A 22,559-nucleotide genomic window follows, 5' to 3' on the forward strand; every position below is an offset into this window, starting at 1 on the left:
TCATCTCGATGACTTCGTCCTCGACCGAAGCGTGGCTCTCGTTCTCTCTCTTCACCTACCTCGGCCCGCACCGTCGGCAGGCGTACTACGGCATGTGTCGCTGGTTCGCCCGCGCTGCTCACGCCCTGCTCGGCGCGCGGCCGCACTGGGGCAAGCACTATCCGCTCGGCGCAACCGAGACCGCACGCATGTATCCGCACCTGGAGCAGTTCCGTGAGGAGTGCCGGGCGCACGATCCTGCCGGCATCTTCCGCAACGAGATGAGCGAGCGCGTTCTCGAACTGCGCTAGTGGATGGCGCCCGCCGGGCGCCAGGGTGCGAACGGATTGATAACGCCGACAAAGGCCGGCTTGAGAGCCGGATGATGGCGCAGGATGACGTCTTTCATGCCGGTAGCCTGGATCCAATCGAGCCCGGGTTTCGTGTAGACCGCTTCGGTAAAGTCGCTGGTGAAGAAGCGATCGCTCTTCAGCCGCCGCGAGGCCATCAGGACGAAAAGGCGAAAGGCGGTATCACTGAACCCGAACCCTTCGGGCAGCCGCTCGCAGAACATGCCGACCATGGTGTCGACGGCTTCCAGATCGCCACCGTAGACCGCCTTGAGCTCCCCGCTGAGATCAGGCCTGACGCCCGCGAGTTCTTCCCAGGAGGTGACCGGTTTCTTCCGCAACTGGCGCCGAAATTCGTTGTAACGCGGCACCCCCCGCTCGCGGTCGCGCAGAATGTCCACCGCGGCCAGATCGAGCAGCTGCGCCCGCCGGTTGTTGGCGTCGGGTGGCACCGTGAGCTCACGCAGGAAGTTGGGATAGTTCCGGATGGTGATCGCGCCCGGGTGGGCGATGCCGAAGCTGTAGACGAGGTCGTCCATCGAGGCGCCGTCGGCGAGCGGCGCGCGCGCCTTCTCGAAGGCGACGTTGGGCAGCGGGTACGACCCGATCCCCGTACCGCCTTGATGTCTCTGGATCTCGACTGCGTCCGGCAGCAGCGGGTGCAGGCGGTAGACGGTGGTGAACTCCTCGGTGAGGCTGAACGGCGCGCCGTGATGGTCGGTCTCCGAAAGCGGCGCACCGGTCAGGATCTCCTTGCCGAAGAACTCGGGAAGAAAGCGCGCGATGCGTCGCGCCAGCCCTTCCCCGAACCAGTGCCCGAGCAATCCCATCCAGTTGGCATCCATTCCCGGCCCGATGGCGGGATGCCCGAGGATCCCTGGCGTCCATTCCAGGGTGTGGATCTTCGCCATGATCGCGCAGTTGACGAGTCGCGCTTTCTTGAAGATCTCGTCGTCGCTCAAGCCGAGATTGTCTTTCTCATTCGCCTTCTTGAGGTGCTCGCAGATCGCGTTGTGCTCCTTCACAAACAAGGTGTGGAGGATTTCCAGCCCCAACCACCAGTTGGAGGTAAACCCGCTCACTGTGGCACCGCTTGCCGGGTCGAAGGGCAGCAGTCCGTCGGCTCCCAGGTAGAGGCAACCGCTGGGACAAAGCAGGTGAGTCGCGGGATCCTTGCGCAGCGCTTCCGTCTCTTGCTCGGTCTCGCCATACACCTGGGAGCCATCCCACCACTGCGGATTCTTGTTGCGATAGGCCGGATACTTTCCGTCCAGCGGCGTAAACACGTCCGGATCGACCTTCGTTCTGGGTACCGACATTTCCGCCGTCTTCCAGTCGCCCGAGCGCGGCAGCCGCAGGTCCTTCCCGGTGTCGAGCTCTTCGTTCTCGTGCGCAAACCAGTCGTGGACCTGGAACTGGATCCAGGCGGCGGCCAGGAGATTCAGGCTGTTGGCCGGCACGAACTTCTGCCGTGCCAGCAGCTTCTGGCTCACCAGCAGCGGATCGGGCGTGTAAAGCCGCGCTCGGTCGGGCGCCGTAATCTCACGCGGCACGTTGCGCCCGAAGCGGGAGCCGCGACAGCCCATCGCTGGAAAGGTGAGATCGTTCTGCGTGCCGCTTGCCGTGCGCATGCCGCGCGCCGCTTTCGGGTCATGGAACGGGCAACCGGGCTTGGGCACGGCGAGGTCGCCATCGGTATCGTGCAGGTTATGGCGCCGCAGCTCGATGCGCAGCGCAGCGAGATTCGCGATGGCCGGCCATTTCGGCAGCCGGTGCCACTCGATCCATCGATTGACGATACGGAAGGAGCACACCAGCAGACCATCGACGAGCTTCCCGAGCAGGCCGACTTTCCTGGCGTAAAGTGGATTGCTCATCGCGCGTTCGCTCCGTGTTCAGTTCGAGTCGGTCGGGATTCGGCCGCGTTGCGGTGGATACAACCCAGCCAGCCGCGCGATGAGGATGGAAACGAACAGCGCGCCGATGAGCTGCTCCAGTACGCACAGCGACCGCGCCGGCCGGGAAACGGGTGACATGTCGCCGAAGCCGGTGCTGGTCAGCACGGTGAAGCTGAAATAGAGGAGATCGGGAAGATCGACATCCGCCACGACCCCGCCCAGGCTGAAGGAATGCGGATAGAAGTGCTCCACGAAGCCGTAAAGGTAAGTCCACACCACCCCGATCATCATGTAGCTGGCGCCGGCGCCCCAGAGCCGGTCCGCCGTCATGACATCGCGCTGAAAGACGTAGCGTAACAGGTAAACGAGCGTCGTGATGTACAGCGCGGTCGCAAACCCCCACGACCAGATCAGCATCTCCGGATGATGCGCCCTGACGGCATCCCACTGCAGCGCGAGTGCCGGAATCGCAAGCAGCAGCGCAACGACGAAGGAACCGACTGTGCGCCCGAGCGCAGCGACGGCGGCGACGACGACGAAGACGCTGAGCAGGTTGAGCGCGATCCGGCCATTGGGTGTCGGTTCGATCAGGGGTGCGATCGTCACCAGGACGAGCACCGCCATGAAGAGGTAGAAGCAGCGCTGGAAGAAGACGCGGGCGAGCGCAGCGCGTGCTGCCCGGATCGCCATCTAGCGCTCCCGGATCGACGATTGCGAGTTCATGTCGGTGCATCGGGCCGCGAACGCAAGCGGGACGGCGCGCGACGCGGCGCCCCGTCCACCGCTTCGCATCGCACCCACCGCGCTTGCCTCCGGATCATGCGGCAGCGGCCGAATCCTCCGCCGCTGCGCGACGCTCAGGCCACGGCGGCACGCGCCGCGACGGGCGCCGGCAGATCATTCTCCACGCCGCGCGCGGGCCGCTTCGCCATGGCGAGACAGAAGCGCAGGTCGCGCGTTCCACCGAGGTTGTGCCACTCGTGAAGGTGCAGACCGGAGCGGCCGACCACTTCGACCAGTTCGTGCTCGTAGGTGACGCGTCCGAAGTGGATGGTGGTCAGGCGGTGCAGCAGCGGCTTGACCTTTTCCATGACCGGGGCGCGCTTCGTGTGGATGGTCTGCGTGAAGTAGATGCGTCCGCCTGGCGCGAGCATCTGTGCAGCGTGGCGCAGCGCGCCCACCGGGTCGGGCAGCAGCATGAAGCTTGCGCTGAAATAGATCGCGTCATACGGACCGCCGCGATGATCGTACACTGACTCGAGCAGCGGCGTCACATAGCGGCCGAGCCCGGTCTCGCCGACCAGTTTCCTGCATCGGCGAAGATAGACACCGTCGATGTCGACACCGACGATATGCAGGTCGCGCGACCTGACGAGCGCCGCGTTGCGCACCAGCGCGCCGCCCGTACCGATGCCGACGTCGAGCAGCCGTGCGCCGCGCGGCAGGCGTTTCAGGACTTCGCGGTACCAGCCGACGGTGAGCCCCACGAAGGTTTGATCGTAGATCCAGGCACGCATGGCATCCCTGTCAATGCGGTTGGGGAAAAGCACGTGCGCCGCTCTCGCCGAGGGCAGGACGCCGCGCGCACGCCGTTCTTGTGAGCGCCGACAGTACCGCTACACCGCCCGGCGGTCAATGACACGCCGGGATGTGCGCCCGTCTGCAGCCGCGGAAAACTATCCCTCGTCCGTCCCCGGTCAGCTCCCGATGCCGATGCTCGCGAGCAGCGACTTGACACCGTTCCAGCCGATCTGCACACCGATGCAAAGCACGATGAAGGCGGAAAGACGCACCATGATGATCATGCCGGTGTGACCGATCCATTGCCCGACGCGCGCTGCATAGCGGTAGGTGAGGAAGATCGCGGCGGCGACGATGCTGGTGCCGACGATGGCAGCCACGACCTGAACGGCGACGCGCTCCACCGTGTGCGCGTGGTTCGCCCCGACCGTGATCGCCACCGAGATCGCGCCCGGGTCGATGGTGAGCGGCAGGGTCAACGGGTAGAAGGCGCGGGCCAGCGCGCTGACCTTGGCATGGTCGGCATCGGCCTGGGGTACGACGGGTCCGGAATCGGTGCTGCCGAGCATGTTCCAGCCAAGGGCGCAGACCACCGCACCGCCCGCGATCTGTACCACCGGGATCGAGAGGTCGAAGAGGCGCAGCACCAGGGAGCCGAACAGCATCGAAGCGAGCAGCAGGACGAACGAATAGATCGTGATGCGTCGGGCTAGCTCGGCACGGGTCTCGGCGTCGCAGCCTCGCGTCATGTTGAGGAACAGGGCCGCGTCTCCCAGCGGATTGACGACGGGGAGCACGGCGCCGACTATCAGGAGCACAGCGCTGCCGAGTTGTGCGAGATCGCTCCATAGCATGTGACGTGAGATTCCTCTTCGGGTCTGCGTGTCCGCCACCTGGCACGCGCGCGAGGGAGACGGACGCCTGCCGAGTCAAAGGGCGGACGGTACCGCCACCGAAGCAGACGGTCAACGGAGGCCGGGCATTGCACGAGCCCGCGCGACGCAGAGTCGCATGGGGCGCGCGGCCCGGTCGCAACCGCGGTCTAGAGACCGAACTGCAGTTCGGCCAGCCGCGCGTACAGCGGACTCGTCGCGATGAGTTCGGCGTGGCGACCTATCGCGACCAGGCGACCGTGCTCGATGACGGCGATGCGGTCGACGCGCTGGACCGTGGACAACCGGTGCGCGATGACGAGTGTCGTGCGCCCCTCCATGAGCCGCTCGAGCGCTGCCTGCACCATGCGCTCGCTGGCGGAATCCAGAGCGCTCGTGGCCTCGTCCAGCAGCAGAATCGGGCGGTCGGCGAGCACCGCCCGCGCGATTGCGAGCCGCTGCTTCTGCCCGCCCGACAACCGCACACCGCGCTCGCCGAGGTAAGTTTCGTACCCCTGCGGCAGGCGGGTGACGAACTCGTCGGCAAACGCGATTGCGCACGCGGCACGCACGGCGTCATCGTTCGCGTCGGGCCGGCCATAGCGCACGTTCTCGGCGACGCTCGCCGCGAAGATCGCCGGCTCCTGCGGCACCAGCGCGATGCGACTGCGCACCGCGAGCGGATCGGCCGCGCGCAGGTCGACACCGTCGAGGCGGATCACACCGGTGTCGGGGTCGTAGAACCGCAGCAGAAGCTGGAACACCGTGCTCTTGCCGGCGCCCGAGGGTCCGACGAGGGCCAGCTTCTCGCCGCGCGCCACGGCCAGCGACAGGGCACCGAGCGCGGGCAGGCGCGGTCGCGACGGATAACAGAACGTGACGTTATCGAACGTAACTTCGCCGCGGGCCGGTTCCGGCAGCGGCTCCGGTCGGGCCGGCGCGCGAATCTGCGGCTCGGTGCGCAGAATTTCCAGCAGGCGTTCGGCAGCCCCGGCACCCCGCTGCAGGTCACCCACCACTTCGCTGAGCGAGCCGCAGGCGCTGGCAACCAGGGTTGCGTAGAAAACAAACGCGGAGAGCTCGCCGGCACTGATGCGCCCAGCCAGGACGTCGTGTCCGCCAACCCAGAGAATGGCCGCGACACCGCCGAAGACGACGACGATGACGGCTGCGATGAGGGCGCCGCGACTGCGGATGCGATCGACCGCGGTCGCGAACGCTGCCTCGATGCGCTGTGCGAAGTGGCGGCGCTCCACGCTCTCGTGGACGTATGCCTGCACCACCCGGATCTCGTGCAGCGTCTCGTCGATGTGCGCGCCCAGGTCGGCAACCCGGTCCTGGCTGGCACGCGACAGTTTCCGCACGCGTCGGCCGAAGAAAAGGATCGGCAGCAGCACGGCCGGCACACCGACGAGGACGAGCAGCGTCAGCTTCGCGCTCGTGAGAAAGAGCATGCCGAGGCTGCCGGCCCCCACCACCGTATTGCGCAGCGCCATCGATACGCTGCTGCCGATGACCGTCTCCAACAGCGCCGTGTCGGCGGTCAGCCGCGAGATGAGCTCACCCGTGCGCGTTGCCTCGAAGAAACCCGGCGACAGGCGCAGCAGATGGTCGAAGACGTCGCGCCGAAGGTCGGCGATGACGCGCTCGCCCAGCCAGGAGACGAAGTAGAACCGCGCATAGGTCGCCGCGGCCATGACGCCGACAATCGCAAGCAGCGTGAGCAGCGCCTGGTTGAGCGCGTGTGGATTGGCCGCGACGAAGCCTTCGTCGATCACGCGCTTGAGGCCTTGCCCGACCACGATGAAGCAGGCGGCCGCGACCAGCAGGGCCCCTGCCGCCGCCAGAATCTGCCGGCGATAGGGATGCGCGTAACGGCTCAGGAAGCGCAGATGCGCGAGGGTCGAAAGGGAGAACCCGCGGCGCTCGGTCTCCGTGGTACCTGCTGGGTTTACCGCATCGTTCATGAATGCGATGCGCTGTCCTGATCAGGCGCGAAAGGGGTTAAAGTGTTGCAACCGGTATTCGCTGCAGGGAATCCCGCGTGACGCAACCCACCGTCTACGACTTCAGCGCCCGCGATCTCGAAGGACGCCATCACCCGCTCGCGGAGTATCGCGGGAAGGTGCTGCTGATCGTCAATGTCGCAAGCAAGTGTGCCTTCACGCCGCAATACGCCGGCCTCGACGCGTTGCAGCGGAAGTACGCATCGAGCGGTTTCGCCGTGCTCGGCTTCCCGTGCAATCAGTTCGGTGAACAGGAACCCGGGACGTCCGATGAGATCAGGCACTTCTGCCAGTCCCGCTTCGACGTGACGTTCCCGATGTTCGAGAAGATCGATGTCAACGGCCCGCGCGCCCATGCCGTCTATGCGTATCTCAAGAACGCACAGCCGGGACTGCTCGGCAGCAAGGACATCAAGTGGAATTTCACGAAGTTCCTGGTCGGCAGGGACGGTGCCGCGGTGCGTCGCTACCCGCCGACCACAAGGCCGGCGACCATCGCCGCCGACATCGAGGCCGAACTCGCAAAGTAGCACGCGGGTGCGTCCATCGCCCGCAGCCAACGTCAGAACAGGATGGCTTCCTGTGAACTCAGCCAGACGGCAATCGCGGAATAGTTGTCGTGGTCGGGTCGGGCGCCGCGCAAGAGCTCGCCTTCGAGTGTGTCCAGCCAACCCGCCGGGCCGACCGCCTGAGCAAGCTCTGTTTGGAGAACGCGTTCCTCGACGTATTCCCAGAATCCGTCGCTGCAGATCAGGAACACTTCGTCCCCGGTGAGCGCAAGCGGAGCTTCGGGAATCGCCGGCGTGCACCCCGCCGCGTCCCCCATGGCAGCGGTGAGAACGCTGCGCTTGGGATTGGTGCGAACGCTCTCCGGCGGCAGGAAACCGGCGTCGACCATGGACTGCACGACGCTATGGTCACGCGTCTGCACGCACAGGCTGCCGTGCTGGAAACCGTAGACGCGCGAGTCCCCGACGTGCCCCCAGATCGCGCTCTGGCCGGCAAGATCGAGCAGCAGGAGCGCGACCGTCGCGCGCATGTCCCGCTGCTCCGCAACCTGCTGCTGCTCGGTCACCACAGCGCGGTTGGCGACATCTAGGAGCCGCGTCACGATCTCGGCGGAAGCGCCCGGCGCCTCGCGGAACGCATCGGTCACGGTGCGCACGACCACCTGTGAGGCCACTTCACCGCAGCCGTGTCCGCCTGCACCATCGGCCAGGACGAAGCAGAAGAACGATCCGGAGCTGGCATGCCCCACGGCGTCCTCGTTGTTCGCGCGGCCGCCCGCCTCCGACAGCACCGCCACGTCGACATTCATCGCGTCGGTGCGCAGCGTCTCCGACATAATCACCATGCTTTCCCTGTCTCAGATTCCCGCAAATCGCGCGATTATGCACTGCGGGCTGCTGGCGCGCGAGGCGCAAGCGCGGCGCCCCTCGCCTGCGGCCTTGGCCAGAACCCGGCGCATCGGCGCGGGCAGCCGGCCATCAGTGCTGGTTGACCGTTCATCCTCAGTTTCCTATCCTTAAACCTACCAAAGCGTGAGGTTTTTGGCGCAAACGGCGTTCAGAACTCCGTTGCGGAAGCAACGGCCGAGCGACCGATGGCTCCAAACCCACGCCAGACAGGGATTGCGACGCTGTCCGGGAGCGTCGGCCGTCTCGCCGGCTGCGGGGTATCGCGGCCCGGCCAACAAGAATGACACGAGCTTTGGGGGAACCATGAAGTGCCGTACAGGACACGTGACGGTCACCGCGATAACCGCTGTCCTTGCCGTCTTGCTCGTCCCCGGAACCGCTGCGGCCGGTGCCGCGGGTCCGGGAAATTGTCTGCCCAGTGTGCAGTCGCTCGCCTACTTCTATGGTGCGTATTCGTCTGACGGATCGCCGCCGAACCGGGCTTACCTCGACCCAGGCAGTTGGCGGCAATCCTGCAAACCGAGCGCGCCGCCCGAGACGCGCGAAGTCGCGCCGGCCAAGAGAATAGCGAAGAGCAACTGCAATTGGACTTTGTCCCGGGCTGTCTGCAAGGATGGCGCTCGCCTCACGCTGCCTTCCCGTGAGAGGAGCGGTCGCTCCGTTGCTGCCGCCCGCCGGAATACACGCTCGCCCAGCGACCATCCTGCGACTCGCGCCGCGTTCGCGGGCGTTGTCCCGGTCGCGATGCTTTCGCGGGACAGCAAGCTCGCGATGGGTTCGCTTGCCGAGCCCGGGCCCAATGCAGGCTTTCCCGTTGCCCGCTACGCGGACAGGGATGCCATCGCCACGCCGCTCGAGTCCCCGACCGGCCGCTCCTCGCTCCCCTACCGGATCCGGGAGCGTGCCGGTGAGGCGTCCACCGCCCCGGAGCCGGCCGAAGCCGACCCAGCGCCGCCCGAGCCCCATACCATCCTTTTCATCGGTATTGCGCTTGCCGCGTTCATGATATTTCGTCGGCTTGCGTATGGTTAGCCGCAACGCACCGGCGCCGCAGGAGGCGACGGCTGCTCCAGCCTGAAGCCTCAGTACCGTCCCGGCGCAGCGTAATTCTCGAAGCGCGTGAACTCGCGCCGGAAGGTGAGCTTCTCGGTGCCGATCGGCCCGTTGCGCTGCTTGCCGATGATGATCTCGGCAACGCCCTTGTCCGGGCTCTCCGGGTTGTAGACCTCGTCGCGATAGATGAACAGGATGAGATCCGCATCCTGTTCGATGGCGCCGGATTCGCGCAGGTCGGACATGACCGGTCGCTTGTTCGGACGCTGCTCGAGGCTGCGATTCAACTGCGAGAGCGCAACCACCGGCACCCGCAACTCCTTCGCGAGCGCCTTCAGCGACCGTGAGATCTCGGAGATCTCCGTCGCGCGGTTCTCACCCGCGCTCGATGCGGACATGAGCTGCAGGTAATCGATGACGATGAGCCCGAGACCGGGGCCGCCGCACTGTCGGGCGAGGCGCCGGGCACGCGCGCGCAGCTCGAGTGCCGTCAGGGCCGCCGTCTCGTCGATGTAGACCGGGGCGTCGTTGAGGCGCCCCACCGCATGCGTGAGCCGGCGCCAGTCGTCGTCCTCCAGGCGCCCGGTTCGCAGCCGATGCTGATCGAGACGCCCGACGGAACCGATGAGGCGCATGGCGAGCTGGGCGCCCGACATCTCCATGCTGAACACGGCGACCGGGAGCTTGAGCTCGAGCGCGACGTGCTCGCCGATGTTGAGCGCGAACGCCGTCTTGCCCATGCTCGGACGTCCGGCGACGATGATGAGATCACCCGGCTGCAAACCGGAGGTTTGACGGTCGAGATCACCGAAACCGGTCGCGATGCCGGTCACGTCGCTGGGATTCTCCTGGCTGTAGAGCTGGTCGATGCGCTCGACCACCTCCGTCAGCAGCGGCGGCAGCTCCTGGAAACCCTGCCGGTTGCGCGCCCCCGCCTCGCCGATCTCGAATACCTTCGCTTCCGCCTCGTCGAGCAGCTCGCGCGCGGAGCGCCCTGCGGGCACGTAGGCGGACTCCGCAATGCCCGAGCCGACCTCGGCCAGCTGACGCATGATGGCCCGCTCGCGAACGATCTCCGCATAGCGCCGTATGTTCGCGCTCGACGGCGTGCTCTGCGCGAGCGCGCTGAGATAGGCGAGACCGCCCACCCCGTCCAGCTCACGGCAGCTGTCGAGCGCTTCGGCGACGGTGACGATGTCTGCCGGCCTTCCCTTCTCGACCATGCGACAGACATGCCGATAGATGAGCCGGTGGTCGTGCCGGTAGAAGTCGCTCTCGGTGACGAGATCGGCAATGCGATCGAGCGCTTCGTTGTCGAGCAGGAGGCCGCCGAGCACCGCCTGCTCCGCCTCGACGGAGTGCGGCGGCAGCTTGAGCGCATCGAGATGCGGGTCGGCGGTAATGGCTGAAAGGACGGAACTCATGCTGGGGCGGCCGGATGCAACGGCGAAGATTCTAGCACCGCGTCTCGCGCTTGCCGGCGCAAAACAAAAGCCGCCATTGCGGCGGCTTCCTGTCTCGAGTCGATGTCGCCCGGGGGCTCAGGTTTCCGCCAGCACCGACACCGTCAACATGATCGTCACATCCGGGTGAAGCGCGACCTCGAGCGTGTGCTCGCCGACATGCTTGAGCGGACCGGAAGGCATGCGGATCGACGCTCGTGGCACGTCGAAGCCCTCGCCCTTCAGCGCATCCGCAATATCGATATTGGTGACGGAACCGAAGAGCTTGCCGTCGACGCCCGCCTTCTGCGTCACCTGGACCACCACGCCGTCGAGCTTCGCTGCCTGCTGCTGCGCATGCGTGAGCTTGTCCGCCTGGACACGTTCCAGTTCGGTGCGGCGTGCTTCGAACTCCGCCAGGTTCGCCTGCGTGGCGCGCTTCGCCTTGCCCTGCGGGATGAGGTAGTTGCGTGCGTAACCTTCCCGCACCTTGACGATCTCGCCCAGCTCGCCGAGGTTCGTCACCTTCTCCATGAGGATGATCTGCACGGCTATGCTCCTCAGTGAAGGTCGGTGTAGGGCAGCAGCGCCAGGAACCGTGCGCGCTTGATCGCCGTCGAGAGCTGCCGCTGGTAACGGGCCTTCGTGCCGGTGATGCGTGCGGGAATGATCTTCCCGTTCTCACCGATGAACTCCTTCAGCACCTCGATATCCTTGTAGTCGATCTGCTTCACGCCCTCGGCGGTGAAACGGCAGAACTTGCGCCGCTTGAACAGGCCGCGGTAGCCACCGTCTCTGCCCTTGCCCTTGTCGTCCTTCTTGGACCGGGGTCCTCTTCCGAATGCCATGACTCTGTCCTCAACTCGGTTGTCGGCAGGGTTGCTGACCCGCCTGTATCAAATCAATCCCTGACTTCTGTCGCGTGCACCACGAGCTGCGTGCTGCGGGCACTGCGCTGCGCCAGAAATCCCGCGATCTCGACCCGCTCGCCGGAGCCTCTCGTCGCGAGCCTGGTGGCGATCTCGCCAATCGCGACGGCCGGCACTTCGAACCTGACCTCACGCAGGTGGCCAGCCTCCATCTGCGACGACGCGTGACTCAGCGAGAAGTCCAGAACGGGGATACCGGCGGGTGTGTGTCGCAATGCGTCGATCCTTGCGACGATACCGGATAGCACCACCTTGTTCGCTCCCACGCTGAGCGCGCGACGCTGCCGTCAGCTCGCGGTCGCTTCCTTTGCGCTCTCTTCCGCAGGGGGCGGCGGCGGGGTCGCCGGACGCGTCTTCTCCTCCACCGGACGTGCCTTTTCCTCCCGCATCATCGGCGAGGGCGTCGTCACTGCCTGGGTCATCTTGACCGTGAGGTGGCGCAGAACCGCGTCATTGAACTTGAAGGCATGCTCGAGTTCGTCGAGGGCATCCTGATCGCACTCGATGTTCATGAGCACGTAGTGCGCCTTGTGCATCTTCTGGATGGGATAGGCCATCTGCCGCCGACCCCAGTCTTCGAGCCGATGAATCTGGCCGTTGTGGCTCGTGAGCATCGTGCGATAGCGCTCGATCATCGCGGGCACCTGCTCGCTCTGATCGGGATGCACGATGAAAACGACTTCGTAGTGTCGCATCTGCAGCCTCCTTGTGGATTCAAGCCCCCCACGCTGCAAGTGGTGGGGCAAGGGTTGAAAAACTTGGTATTTTATCTGGAGCCGCCTGGCAACGGCAAGCCAGGCTACGACGCCCCTGCGGATGCGGGCCGCTGCCGCCGGCTCTCGTACAGGCAGATGCCCGCCGCCACCGAGACATTCAGGCTCTCGACGGTGCCGATCATGGGAATGCGCACGAGCGCGTCGCACGTCTCGCGGGTGAGGCGGCGCAAGCCTTCCCCCTCTGCCCCGAGCACCCAGGCGAGCGGTCCGCGCAGATCAAGATCACCGTCGCCCAGGTTTGCCGTCCCCGCAGCGTCCGCCCCGACGATCCACACGCCCTGTTCCTGCAGGGCGCGCAGGGTTCGCGCGAGATTCGTCACCGCAACGTAGGGCACCGTCTCGCTCGCCCCGCAGGCGACCTTTGCGACGGTCGGCGTAAGCCCGACCGAGCGGTCCTTGGGAACGATCACGGCGTGCGCGCCGAGGCCATCGGCGACGCGCAGGCAGGCGCCCAGATTGTGCGGGTCCTGCACGCCGTCGAGTACCAGCAGCAACGCCGGTTCCGTCAGCGCGCCGAGGATGTCGTCGAGATCGGGCCGATGATCGCTCGCCAGTACTGATGCCACGACGCCCTGATGCCGCGTGTGACCGGCGAGGCGGTCGAGGCGTTCGCGCTCGACCGTCAGGACGCGCAACCCGGCCTGGCCAGCCGTCGCGACGAGATCGCGCATGCGCACGTCGTCACGCCCCGCCTGCACGTACAGCGTCGCCACGCCCGCGGGATTCTGGCGAATGCAGCTTCTCACCGCATGAAAGCCGAACACTCTGCGCTCCTGCGCCACCGCCTTGCTTCCCGGTATCAGCGGCCTCGGCGCTCAGCGGACCGGCGCGCGCGAGGGTGCGTCTGTGCCTCTTCGGCATCGGCAGGAACGAAATCGATCCGTGCCCGCTCCATGTCGACGCGCACGACGCGCACCCGCAGGCGGTCACCCAGCCGGAAACGCTGCCCCGTGCGTTCGCCGAGCAGCTGATGCCGCGGTGGATCGAAATGGAAATAATCCGCACCGAGTTCGGAGATGTGGACCAGACCTTCGGCATGAATCTCGTCGAGCGCGACGAAGATGCCGAACTCCGTCACCGCGCTCACCGTCCCGGGGAACGTCTCACCGAGGCGGTCACGCATGAAGTAGCACTTGAGCCAGTTGATCACGTCGCGTGACGCCTCGTCCGCCCGCCGCTCGGTCTCGGAACAATGACGTCCGAGTTCGCTCCAGCTGCCGGGGGCATACGTCCGCCCCTCCAGCACGGCCTTGATCGAACGATGGACGAGGAGGTCCGGATAGCGACGGATCGGCGAGGTGAAATGCGTGTAGGCCTCGTAGGCGAGGCCGAAGTGCCCGACGTTCTCGGGGCTGTATACCGCCTGCGACAGGGAGCGCAGCATCACCGTCTGCAGAAGCTGTGCGTCCGGGCGGTCCTTGATGCGGGCAAGCAGCTTCGCGTAGTCCTTCGCCGCCGGCTCTTCGCCGCCCGTGAGATACAGGCCGAACTCCTTCAGGAACTCCTGCAGCTGATCGAGCTTCTCCGGCGGCGGACCCTCGTGGATGCGGTACAGGGTCGGATGCTCGTGCCGCTGCAGGAAGTCCGACGCGGAGACATTCGCGGCCAGCATGCACTCCTCGATCAGCCGGTGCGCGTCGTTTCGCTGAACCGGCACGATGCGCTCGATCTTGCCATGGTCGTCGAAGACGATCTGCGTTTCGATGGTCTCGAAGTCGATGGCGCCGCGCCGCACCCGCGCACCCACGAGCACGCGAAACAGCCGTTGCAGGTTCTCGAGGTGGGGCACGAGCGTGGCTCGCGACGGCGGCGCCGAAGCGGGGTCTGCCAGGATCGCGGCCACCTCGGTGTAAGTCAGCCGCGCGTGCGAGTGCATGAGCGCCGGACAGAACCTGTAGCCGACGATGTGGCCACGATGGTCGATGTCCATGTCGCAGGCGACGCACAGACGATCGACACCGGGATTAAGCGAGCACAGCCCGTTCGAAAGCGCTTCCGGCAGCATCGGAATCACGCGTCGCGGGAAATACACCGAATTGCCGCGCTCCCGTGCCTCGCCGTCGAGCGCGTCGCCGTCGCGCACGTAATGGCTCACGTCGGCAATGGCGACGATCAGCCGGAAGCCCTTGCCGCGGGCCTCGCAGTAGACCGCATCGTCGAAATCGCGCGCGGTCTCGCCATCGATCGTCACCAGCGGGAGGTGCGTGAGGTCGACGCGCCCCGCGTGGTCGGTCGCGGTCACTTCCGGCGCAAAGCCATTCGCGCGCCGCTCTGCCGCGGCCGAGAACGCGAAGGGCAGCGCGTGCTTGCGCAGCGCGATCTCGATTTCCATGCCCGGGTCACCGTAATTGCCGAGAACTTCAGTGACGCGGCCGATCGGCTGCGTGTGGAAGCTCGGCTGCTCGATGATCTCGACCGTCACGATCTGCCCGGGAACGGCGTTACCCGCATCGCGCGGCGGGATCAGGATGTCCTGCGCGATGCGCCGATCCTCGGGGACCACGAAAAGCGCGCCGTGCTCGTCGTGAAAACGGCCGACGAGGTGCTTGTTGCGCCGTTCCAGCACCTCGACGATCCTGCCTTCGGGCCGACCGCGCCGATCCACGCCGGTCCGGCGCACCATCGCGCGGTCGCCATGCAGCACCTTCTGCATCTCGCGCGGTCCGAGCGCGATGTCCGGACCCTCGTTGTCGGTGATGAGAAAGCCGAACCCGTCGGGATGCCCCTGCACACGCCCGGCGACGAGGTCGAGCTTGCCGGCAATGCAGATGTCGCCCTTGCGGTTGAACAGCAGTTGGCCGTCGCGCTCCATCGCGCTCAGCCGCCGCTGAAACAGCGCTTCCTCCTCCGGCTCGATGTCCAGCAGATCGTTGAGCCGACTGGGCGTCACCGGGGCGCCCTGCTGCTCGAGCACATCGAGGATGAACTCCCGGCTCGGCAACGCGTGGCCATAACGGTCACGTTCCCGTGCGAGGTGAGGATCACGACTGCGAAGGCGGGTGTTCGACATTTGACAAGCAGGCCGTTTCAACTAAAATCCCGGTCCGAAAGCCGAGATGGCGGAATTGGTAGACGCACCAGGTTCAGGTCCTGGCGGGGGCAACCCTGTGGAGGTTCGAGTCCTCTTCTCGGCACCAGGACGGGCGACAGCGCAGTCGATCGCCCCTCGTTCCTTCCCTCGCATATCCCCTGTCACGCCAGCTTCGGTCGCGCAGAGCGCACGCAAAAGGGTGCCATGTTGCGGATTACCGCGCCGTTAATCAAGCGCGGACAATGATGCAAGCGACGACATGCGTCAAGCGAGCGCGACGACCCGGCGTTCGATACATCGCGCTTATCCGCGCGTCGCAGCGGCGCGCGCGAGGCCTGCAGACCATGACGACATCGTCCAACTCCGAAGCGTTGCAGCGTGCCTCGGATGATGCTCCCGAGTCTCACGGAGCACGCTCGTGAGCGAGAGCCTGCGCTTCGGCATCGATCTCGGCGGCACCAAGACGGAAGGGATCGTTCTGGATGCGGCAGGGATCGAGCGCTTTCGCCAGCGCGTACCCACCGACGCCTCCAGCTACGACAGCGTGCTCGACGGCATCGTCGCCCTCTATCGCGACATGCAGCGGGCGGCCGACGGTGCCGCGCATACACTCGGCATCGGCACTCCGGGGGCGCTGTCGCGCCGCAGCGGACTGCTCAAGAACTCCAACACCGTGTGCCTGAATGGCATGCCGGTGGCAACCGATCTGCGGGCGCGGCTCGGGCGCGATTTCGTGCTCGAGAACGATGCCAACTGTTTCGCGCTGGCAGAAGCGCTGCACGGCGCCGGCCGCGGCAGGCGCGTGGTGTTCGGCGTGATCATGGGTACGGGATGCGGTGGCGGGCTGGTGCTCGATGGCGCCGTGCACACCGGCCTGCAATCGATCGCCGGCGAATGGGGTCACATGTCCATCGATCCCGGCGGACCGCTCTGCTACTGCGGGCAGCGCGGCTGCGTCGAGACGTTCATCAGCGGATCCGGCATCGAGCGCCGGTACGCCGAATCGAGTGGCGCGCACACGGCCGCGACCGACATCGTCGCCGCCTGCCGTGCGGGAGACGCCGCCGCCGGCGCGGTGATGGCCGAATTCTTCGCGCGCTTCGGCCGGTCGATCGCGAATGTCATCGCCATCGTCGATCCGGACATCGTGGTGCTCGGTGGCGGTCTTTCGAACATCGACGAACTGTACACGCACGGTGTTGCCGAGGCGGCGCGTTGCGTCTTCAGCGATTCCCTGGAGACCCCGATCGTGCGTCACGCGCTGGGCGATTCGGCGGGGGTGATCGGCGCCGCGCTGGTGGGCCGCTGACTGCCGGGCTCCGGTTACTTGAGGAGGCGCTGAACCGCTGCTGCCGGCAACGCCGAGGTCGGCCACAGCGTCGCCTCCGTGCCGAACCTGACCGCCATGGCAAGCGCGTCCGGCATTGCATACCCGCTCACCAGGCCGTGCACCAGCCCGGCCGCGAATGCGTCCCCGGCACCCGTGGTGTCCACCGTTGCCACGTGGGCGGCGTCTGCATCGAGTGCGTCGTCGCAGGAGATGGCGCGCGCCCCGTCTGCGCCGGTCGTCAGCACGAACCAGCGCAAGCGCTCCCCGGCCACGCGCCGGCCCAGCGCCCACAGGTCCCCAGTGGCGGCCTCGCCCAGATCCGAGCGCGACGCAACGATGACCTGCGCGGGTCGTGACCCGACATCCACCGGCGGCACATGCGCTACGACGAGCGACTTCTCGGCCTGCTCTGCAAGCAGGGACCCCAGGTCATCACGCCGACTGCGCACGAAGACGGCGTCGGCTGCCAGGTCGCGCAACCGGTACGGCGGATCGGCTTCCTCGCAGCGGCCGAGATTTGCGATCGTGCGCTCGCCTAACGGGTCGACGAACACCAGGGAGTGCGTCGTGGGGCGCGCCACGCGCGCAACACCCGAAGTGTCCACCCCGCACGACTGCAGTTCCGTCAACAGCCAGTCACCCGCGGCATCCTCGCCCACGCTCGCGAGCAACGTGACCCGATGCCCTGCCCCGGCCAGCGTGACGGCAGTGTTGGCGCCACCGCCCCCGAGCCGCGATCCGCCCGGAATACCGTTCAGGTGAGCGCCCGGTCGCAGCGGCTCGACCAGCCGGATGACTTCGTCCCGTGCCACCGAGCCGATCACGACGATCCAGGCCATTCGTTGTCTCCCTCCCTGCTGTCGTAGGCCACCGCCGGCGGGGCCGGCACGCCCCCTCAAGCAAGAAACAACGCCGGGTCCACGGCGACGGTATTCAAGTAAACGGAAAAATGCAGGTGCGGCCCCGTGACCCGCCCGGTTGCGCCGACCTTGCCGATGGGCGCGCCGGCTGCGACCACGGCACCTGTGCGAGCACCCACCGCGGAGAGATGCGCGTAAAGCGTGAGCAGCCCCTGACCGTGGTCGAGGATCATCGTCCGGCCCGAGAAGAAATAATCGCCGACGTCAACCACCTTCCCCGCCGCTGCTGCGGCCACGGCAGTGCCCTGCGCTGCGGCGATGTCCATGCCATTGTGCGGGCTGCGCGGCTGCCCGTTGAAGAAGCGCCGCAATCCGAACGAACTCGAGCGTGGCCCGGGCACCGGCTGGACGAGTCGCAACGTCGCCGGTGGCGACTCCGAGAAGGTCCGCCGCACCTCCTCCAGATGTGCGCGCTCCCGCTCGTAGCGCGCGAGGTCCTCCGGCGAGAGTTCCACCTGTCCGGGCTTGACCTTGAGATGCTGTTCCGCGTACTGCTTGGCGGTCACCTCGATCGCAAAACGCTTTCCGGCGCCTCCCGCTGCCTCGCGCGTCACCCACAATTGCGAGCCCGGTCGGGCGTCGAGCGGGATGCCCACCCACGCCGTCCAGTGATCGGCCTCGCGCAGGACCAGCACGCGGTCATCGCCGAGACGAGCCTGCGGTGCCGCAGCCGCGGCACCGAGGTCGATGCGTGCCACACCGCCGGGGACGCTCGCCATGCGCGGCAGGCTCTCGGCGAATGCCGCGGGCATCCACGGTGGAAGGGTCATCATCGTGCCAAATGAAACGAGAAAGCAACGGCGGTTCATGGAACGGGCAAGCAGGCGACGGCGCGTGAATATACGCGAAGCCGCCCGGACGCTCCAGGCGAGTGTCAATCGCCGTGAAGCAACGCGGTAGAATGCGCCTCCAGTCGATTGCACGCAATGCAGATTCCACCCGAGCCGCCTCGCGTCAGGCCACCACGCGCCGCCGAATGCCTGCGTCTGAAACTGGCGCGCTGCATCGCCGGCCTTGCCTGCATTTGCCTCGGTCTCCTCGCCGCCTGCAACCGGGACGCGTCACAGCCTCCGCCTTCCCCTGCGGCTCCGAACGGGCTGACGGGATCGACAGATGTCGGCACTCCCGAGAAGACCTCCGCAGGTACTGCGGGAGAGCCCGTGACGCTGGCCGACGGATCCCTGCTGCGCTTTCGCAGCACGGTGGACCGGCGACTCGATCGGCTGCCGCTGCGCGAGATCGACACCTTGCGCGTGCTGGTCAACTACACGCGCACGAACTTCTTCGTGAGCAAGCACGAGCCGCGCGGCTTCGAATACGAGTATCTGCGCGAGTTCGAGCGCTTCCTGAACGAGCGCGTGCGACGGCAGAAGCATCCGATCCGGCTCGAATTCGTCGTCACCGACCTCGATCGCGCCTTGCCGGACCTGCTCGAGGGGCGAGGTGACATCGCCGCCGCGAGCCTCACCATCACGCCCGCGCGGCAGCAGAAGGTGGACTTTTCGCTGCCCTATCTGGTCGACGTCGACGAGATCGTGGTCACGAATCGCAAGGTGTCCGCGCCGGCCTCGCTCGCGGCCCTCGGTGGCAAGCGCATAGTCGTCGTGCGCGGTTCGAGCTACGCCGAGCATCTGCAGGCACTCGCGCGGGCACAGCGGGCGGCGGGGAAAGCCCCCGTCGAGGTGGTCGAAGCAAGTTCCGGCATCGAGTCCGAAGACATTCTCGAACTCGTCAATGCCGGCGTCGTAGACTATACCGTGGTCGATTCCCACCGGGCAAAGCTGTGGGCCCAGGTGCTGCCCATGATCGCCGTGCACGAGAAGCTGGCGGTGAACGTGGGCGGCAACATCGCCTGGGCGGTGCGTCCGGAAAGCCGCGAGCTGCGTGAGGCGCTCGACGCCTTCATCGACCAAGACGGTGCCCGCAGCACCCTGAACCGGATGATCTTCGACCGCTATTTTCGGGACACGCGCTGGATCGAGAATCCGGAGGCGCGCCCGCTGTTGAGGCGCCAGGCGGCCGTGGTGGAAGCCATCAAGAAGTACAGCGCCGCCGCCGGACTCGACTGGCGGCTCGTGCTGGCGCAGGCGCTCGCCGCGTCAAATCTGGAGTCGGGGCGCCGCGGCGCCGACGGGGCAATCGGCATCATGCAGGTGACGCCGGAGATGGCGGCGAAGGTCGGGGTGACCGACATCGACCGACCGGAGCGCAACATCGAGGCTGGCGTGCGCTATCTCGCGAGCTTGCGCGACGAGTACGCCCGCGGCGACCGCGCCGATGCGGGAAGCATGGATCTCGCCGTCGCCGCCTACCGCATGGGACCACGCCAGGTGCAGACGCTGCAGCGCTACGCGCGCGACCTGGGCCTCGACCCTGCCCGCTGGGAAAGAAACGTCGAGCTGGTGGCGGACCTCACGCTCGGCGATCAGCGCACGCACGAAGTGAACGAGGTCTATCTCTATTTCGAGGCTTTTCGCCTCGACGAAGCAGCGGGTAGCCCGCCCGCGCGCCGCTGAAAGAGTTGGGCGCTCAGATCTTGAACGGATGCCGGAGGACGATCGTCTCCTCGCGATCGGGTCCGGTCGAGATGAGATCGACCGGCACGCCACAGACTTCCTCGATCCGCTTGAGATAGCGCCGTGCGGCGTCGGGCAGCGCGGCGAAGTGCTTGATGCCCACCGTGCTGTCCGACCAGCCGGGGTGCTCCTCGTACACCGGCTCGCATTCGGCCAGGGCCTCGGCACCGGCCGGCAAGATGTCGAGATCGAGCTTGCCGACACGGTAGCCGATGCCGATGCGCAGGCGCTCGAACCCGTCCAGCACGTCGAGCTTCGTCACACACAGGCCGGATACGCCGTTGATCTGGATCGAGCGCTTGAGGGCAGCCGCGTCGAACCAGCCGCAGCGGCGCGGGCGACCCGTGGTGGCACCGAACTCGTTGCCGCGGGTGGCGATCTGGCGCCCGGTGTCATCGGCGAGCTCGGTCGGAAACGGCCCGGACCCGACGCGCGTGGTGTAGGCCTTGGTGATGCCGAGGATGTATTGCAGCGCCCCCGGTCCGACACCGCTGCCGGCGGCCGCGGCACCCGCCACGCAGTTGCTGGAGGTGACGAACGGATAGGTGCCGTGATCGACGTCGAGCAGCGTGCCCTGGGCTCCCTCGAACAGCAGATTCCAGCCCGCCCGCTGCGCTTCGTACAGCATGCGCGGCACGTCGCCCACGAGCGACTTGATGCGCCCCGCCAGCGCAAGCGTCTCTTCCAGCGTCTTCTGGAAATCGACGGTGGCCGCCCCGTAATACTGCTTCAGGGCGAAGTTGTGGTAGTCCAGCATCTCGCCGAGCTTCGCCGCAAAGCGCTCGCGGTGAAACAGATCCTGCAGGCGAATGGCGCGGCGCGCGACCTTGTCCTCGTAGGCCGGCCCGATGCCGCGACCCGTCGTGCCGATGCGGGCGTCGCCCTTGGCCGTCTCGCGGGCGGCATCGAGGGCCGTGTGACACGGCAGGATGAGCGGGCAGGCTTCGCTCACGACGAGCTGATTCATGACGTCGACGCCGGCGGCCTGCAGGGTGTCGATCTCCTGTACCAGCGCCTGTGGCGAGACCACCACGCCGTTGCCGATGTAGCAGCGCACGCCGGCGCGCAGGATGCCCGAAGGAATCAGGTGCAGCACCGTCTTGGTGCCGCCGATGACGAGCGTATGCCCCGCATTGTGACCGCCCTGGAAACGCACCACGCCCTGCGCGTGATCCGTCAGCCAGTCCACCACCTTGCCCTTGCCTTCGTCGCCCCACTGGGTGCCGACGACCACCACGTTGCGCGCCATCTTCGGGTCTCGCTCCTCCTGTAAGGGTATCTCCTGCCGCTAGGCCATCGGCAGCACCTGCCAGCGCCCGTCCACGCAACGCAGTTCGCGGTCGATCGCGCCGTCCGCAACCGCCCTGCCGGCCCCGGGCAATTCGACGATCACGACCTCGCCGGAGCGGCGCAGCATGGCTATTGTCTCACGCAAGGCGGGATCGTCCGAGCAGGGCGCACGAATGCCGCGAGGCCGCGCGGCGTCGGCGCCGATGCCGGCGATGTCGCGCAGATCGAGGGTGAATCCGGTGGCTGGGCGGGCGCGTCCGAAAGCGCGGCCGATCTCGTCGTAACGCCCGCCGCGGCCGATCGCGTCGGCCTGTCCCTCGACGTACGCGGCGAACACGATGCCGGTGTGGTAGTGATATCCGCGCAGTTCGCCGAGATCGAACGAACAGCGGACCGGCAGGTCTGCGATGGCCTGCGACGCCCGTTCGAGGTCGTCGAGCGCCGCGCGAATCGGCGGGAGATCAGGCAGACGGCGCCGCGCCTCGTGCAGCACCTCCGCCTCGCCGTACAGTTCGCCGAGGGCGAGCAGCGCATCGCCGATGGCCTTCGGCAGGCCGCCGACGAGCCTGCGCAGCGCCGGAAAATCCTTGTTGCGCAGGGCCTGCGACAACGTGAGCTCACTCGCGGCATCGACTCCACCGCGCGCGATGAGCGCGCGAAACGGTCCCACGTGCCCGAGGTCCAGCTGCAGACTCCTGCAGCCGGCGCAGGCAAGCGCCTCCAGCATGAGGCGCTGAATCTCGATGTCGCTCTCGATGCCGCCGTGGCCGTAGATCTCGGCGCCGATCTGCAGCAACTCGCGCCGGCGCGCCGCGCCACCCGGCATCGCATGCAGAACGCTTCCCGCATAACAGAGGCGGGTCACGCCGGAGCGGTTCAGGATGTGCGCGTCGATGCGCGCAACCTGCGGTGTGATGTCGGCACGCACGCCGAGCAGTCGCCCCGACATCTGGTCGACGAGCTTGAAGGTTCTGAGATCGAGGTCGCGGCCGCTGCCGGTGAGCAGCGACTCCACGTATTCGATCAAGGGCGGTGCGACGAGCTCGTAGCCGTGCACGCGGAAAAGGTCGAGGAGCACGCGGCGCAAGCCCTCGATGCGCGCCGCCTCGGTCGGCAGCACGTCGTCGATGTGGTCAGGCAGACGCCAGTTGTCCATGCTCGACGTGCT

21 protein-coding genes and 1 tRNA gene are annotated in these 22,559 nt (G+C 66.7%); 5 read left to right on the forward strand and 17 right to left on the reverse strand.

Annotated elements, in window-relative coordinates; translation table 11 throughout:
- Window positions 1-290, forward strand: a 290-nt coding sequence (locus tag JNK68_12660) for a hypothetical protein (protein MBL8541207.1), incomplete at its 5' end; no start/stop codon positions are given.
- On the opposite strand, the gene JNK68_12665 is transcribed toward JNK68_12660, so the two are convergent.
- From JNK68_12665 to JNK68_12685, 5 genes are all read right to left on the reverse strand, one after another.
- Entirely contained in the window at window positions 287-2,206 is a 1,920-nt protein-coding gene (locus tag JNK68_12665) for a peroxidase (protein ID MBL8541208.1), read from the reverse strand. The two genes, JNK68_12660 and JNK68_12665, sit on opposite strands and share 4 nt — an antisense overlap.
- Window positions 2,207-2,224: 18 nt before the next feature.
- Window positions 2,225-2,917: a two pore domain potassium channel family protein gene (locus JNK68_12670; GenBank protein MBL8541209.1), complete on the reverse strand. Its 693-nt coding sequence runs from the start codon at window positions 2,915-2,917 to the stop codon at window positions 2,225-2,227.
- Window positions 2,918-3,084: 167 nt separating this feature from the next.
- On the reverse strand, window positions 3,085-3,744 hold the full coding sequence (locus JNK68_12675; protein ID MBL8541210.1) for a methyltransferase domain-containing protein: 660 nt from the start codon (window positions 3,742-3,744) through the stop codon (window positions 3,085-3,087).
- 180 nt (window positions 3,745-3,924) lie between these two features.
- The gene (locus tag JNK68_12680; GenBank protein ID MBL8541211.1) at window positions 3,925-4,602 is read right to left on the reverse strand and encodes an NAAT family transporter; all 678 of its coding nucleotides are present in this window, start codon (window positions 4,600-4,602) and stop codon (window positions 3,925-3,927) included.
- A gap of 188 nt (window positions 4,603-4,790) precedes the next feature.
- Complete coding sequence (locus JNK68_12685; protein MBL8541212.1) at window positions 4,791-6,587, reverse strand: ATP-binding cassette domain-containing protein; 1,797 nt, start codon at window positions 6,585-6,587, stop codon at window positions 4,791-4,793.
- Between the two features lie 77 nt (window positions 6,588-6,664).
- On the opposite strand from JNK68_12685, the gene JNK68_12690 reads away from it, so the two are divergent.
- Window positions 6,665-7,156, forward strand: coding sequence for a glutathione peroxidase (locus JNK68_12690; protein ID MBL8541213.1), 492 nt, complete (start codon window positions 6,665-6,667; stop codon window positions 7,154-7,156).
- A gap of 32 nt (window positions 7,157-7,188) precedes the next feature.
- Here JNK68_12690 and JNK68_12695 read toward each other — a convergent pair whose 3' ends face one another.
- From JNK68_12695 to rnr, 8 genes are all read right to left on the reverse strand, one after another.
- Window positions 7,189-7,980, reverse strand: a complete 792-nt coding sequence (locus tag JNK68_12695; GenBank protein ID MBL8541214.1) for a serine/threonine-protein phosphatase — start codon at window positions 7,978-7,980, stop codon at window positions 7,189-7,191.
- Between the two features lie 1,146 nt (window positions 7,981-9,126).
- Complete coding sequence (dnaB, locus tag JNK68_12700) at window positions 9,127-10,521, reverse strand: replicative DNA helicase (GenBank protein ID MBL8541215.1); 1,395 nt, start codon at window positions 10,519-10,521, stop codon at window positions 9,127-9,129.
- 117 nt (window positions 10,522-10,638) lie between these two features.
- A complete protein-coding gene (locus JNK68_12705; protein MBL8541216.1) occupies window positions 10,639-11,088 on the reverse strand; it encodes a 50S ribosomal protein L9 in 450 nt (149 codons plus the stop codon).
- 11 nt (window positions 11,089-11,099) lie between these two features.
- The gene (locus tag JNK68_12710; GenBank protein MBL8541217.1) at window positions 11,100-11,387 is read right to left on the reverse strand and encodes a 30S ribosomal protein S18; all 288 of its coding nucleotides are present in this window, start codon (window positions 11,385-11,387) and stop codon (window positions 11,100-11,102) included.
- 53 nt (window positions 11,388-11,440) lie between these two features.
- Window positions 11,441-11,734 (reverse strand): primosomal replication protein N, encoded by a 294-nt coding sequence (gene priB, locus JNK68_12715; GenBank protein MBL8541218.1) that lies wholly within the window; start codon window positions 11,732-11,734, stop codon window positions 11,441-11,443.
- A 21-nt stretch (window positions 11,735-11,755) separates the two neighbouring features.
- Window positions 11,756-12,163, reverse strand: coding sequence for a 30S ribosomal protein S6 (gene rpsF, locus JNK68_12720; GenBank protein ID MBL8541219.1), 408 nt, complete (start codon window positions 12,161-12,163; stop codon window positions 11,756-11,758).
- 104 nt (window positions 12,164-12,267) lie between these two features.
- Window positions 12,268-13,026: a 23S rRNA (guanosine(2251)-2'-O)-methyltransferase RlmB gene (rlmB, locus tag JNK68_12725; GenBank protein ID MBL8541220.1), complete on the reverse strand. Its 759-nt coding sequence runs from the start codon at window positions 13,024-13,026 to the stop codon at window positions 12,268-12,270.
- Window positions 13,027-13,043: 17 nt separating this feature from the next.
- On the reverse strand, window positions 13,044-15,254 hold the full coding sequence (gene rnr, locus JNK68_12730; GenBank protein ID MBL8541221.1) for a ribonuclease R: 2,211 nt from the start codon (window positions 15,252-15,254) through the stop codon (window positions 13,044-13,046).
- 40 nt (window positions 15,255-15,294) lie between these two features.
- Between rnr and JNK68_12735 the strand changes: the two genes are divergently transcribed.
- Together JNK68_12735 and JNK68_12740 are read left to right on the forward strand one after the other, a co-directional pair.
- Window positions 15,295-15,381, forward strand: a tRNA-Leu gene (locus JNK68_12735).
- A 324-nt stretch (window positions 15,382-15,705) separates the two neighbouring features.
- On the forward strand, window positions 15,706-16,584 hold the full coding sequence (locus tag JNK68_12740; GenBank protein ID MBL8541222.1) for an ROK family protein: 879 nt from the start codon (window positions 15,706-15,708) through the stop codon (window positions 16,582-16,584).
- 14 nt (window positions 16,585-16,598) lie between these two features.
- Here the strand turns inward: JNK68_12740 and JNK68_12745 are convergent, their stop codons facing one another.
- Window positions 16,599-17,444 (reverse strand): carbohydrate kinase, encoded by an 846-nt coding sequence (locus JNK68_12745; GenBank protein MBL8541223.1) that lies wholly within the window; start codon window positions 17,442-17,444, stop codon window positions 16,599-16,601.
- Between the two features lie 56 nt (window positions 17,445-17,500).
- Window positions 17,501-18,334, reverse strand: coding sequence for a peptidoglycan DD-metalloendopeptidase family protein (locus JNK68_12750; GenBank protein MBL8541224.1), 834 nt, complete (start codon window positions 18,332-18,334; stop codon window positions 17,501-17,503).
- A 351-nt stretch (window positions 18,335-18,685) separates the two neighbouring features.
- Between JNK68_12750 and JNK68_12755 the strand changes: the two genes are divergently transcribed.
- Window positions 18,686-20,041 carry a lytic transglycosylase F gene (locus JNK68_12755; protein ID MBL8541225.1) on the forward strand — a complete coding sequence of 452 codons (1,356 nt, stop codon included), beginning with the start codon at window positions 18,686-18,688 and terminating at the stop codon, window positions 20,039-20,041.
- A 13-nt stretch (window positions 20,042-20,054) separates the two neighbouring features.
- Here the strand turns inward: JNK68_12755 and JNK68_12760 are convergent, their stop codons facing one another.
- The gene (locus tag JNK68_12760) at window positions 20,055-21,350 is read right to left on the reverse strand and encodes an adenylosuccinate synthase (GenBank protein MBL8541226.1); all 1,296 of its coding nucleotides are present in this window, start codon (window positions 21,348-21,350) and stop codon (window positions 20,055-20,057) included.
- 39 nt (window positions 21,351-21,389) lie between these two features.
- Window positions 21,390-22,547 (reverse strand): ATP phosphoribosyltransferase regulatory subunit, encoded by a 1,158-nt coding sequence (locus JNK68_12765; GenBank protein MBL8541227.1) that lies wholly within the window; start codon window positions 22,545-22,547, stop codon window positions 21,390-21,392.
- Between the last annotated feature and the right edge of the window lie 12 nt (window positions 22,548-22,559).

The organism is Betaproteobacteria bacterium (assembly GCA_016791345.1).
Lineage (GTDB): Bacteria > Pseudomonadota > Gammaproteobacteria > Burkholderiales > JAEUMW01 > JAEUMW01.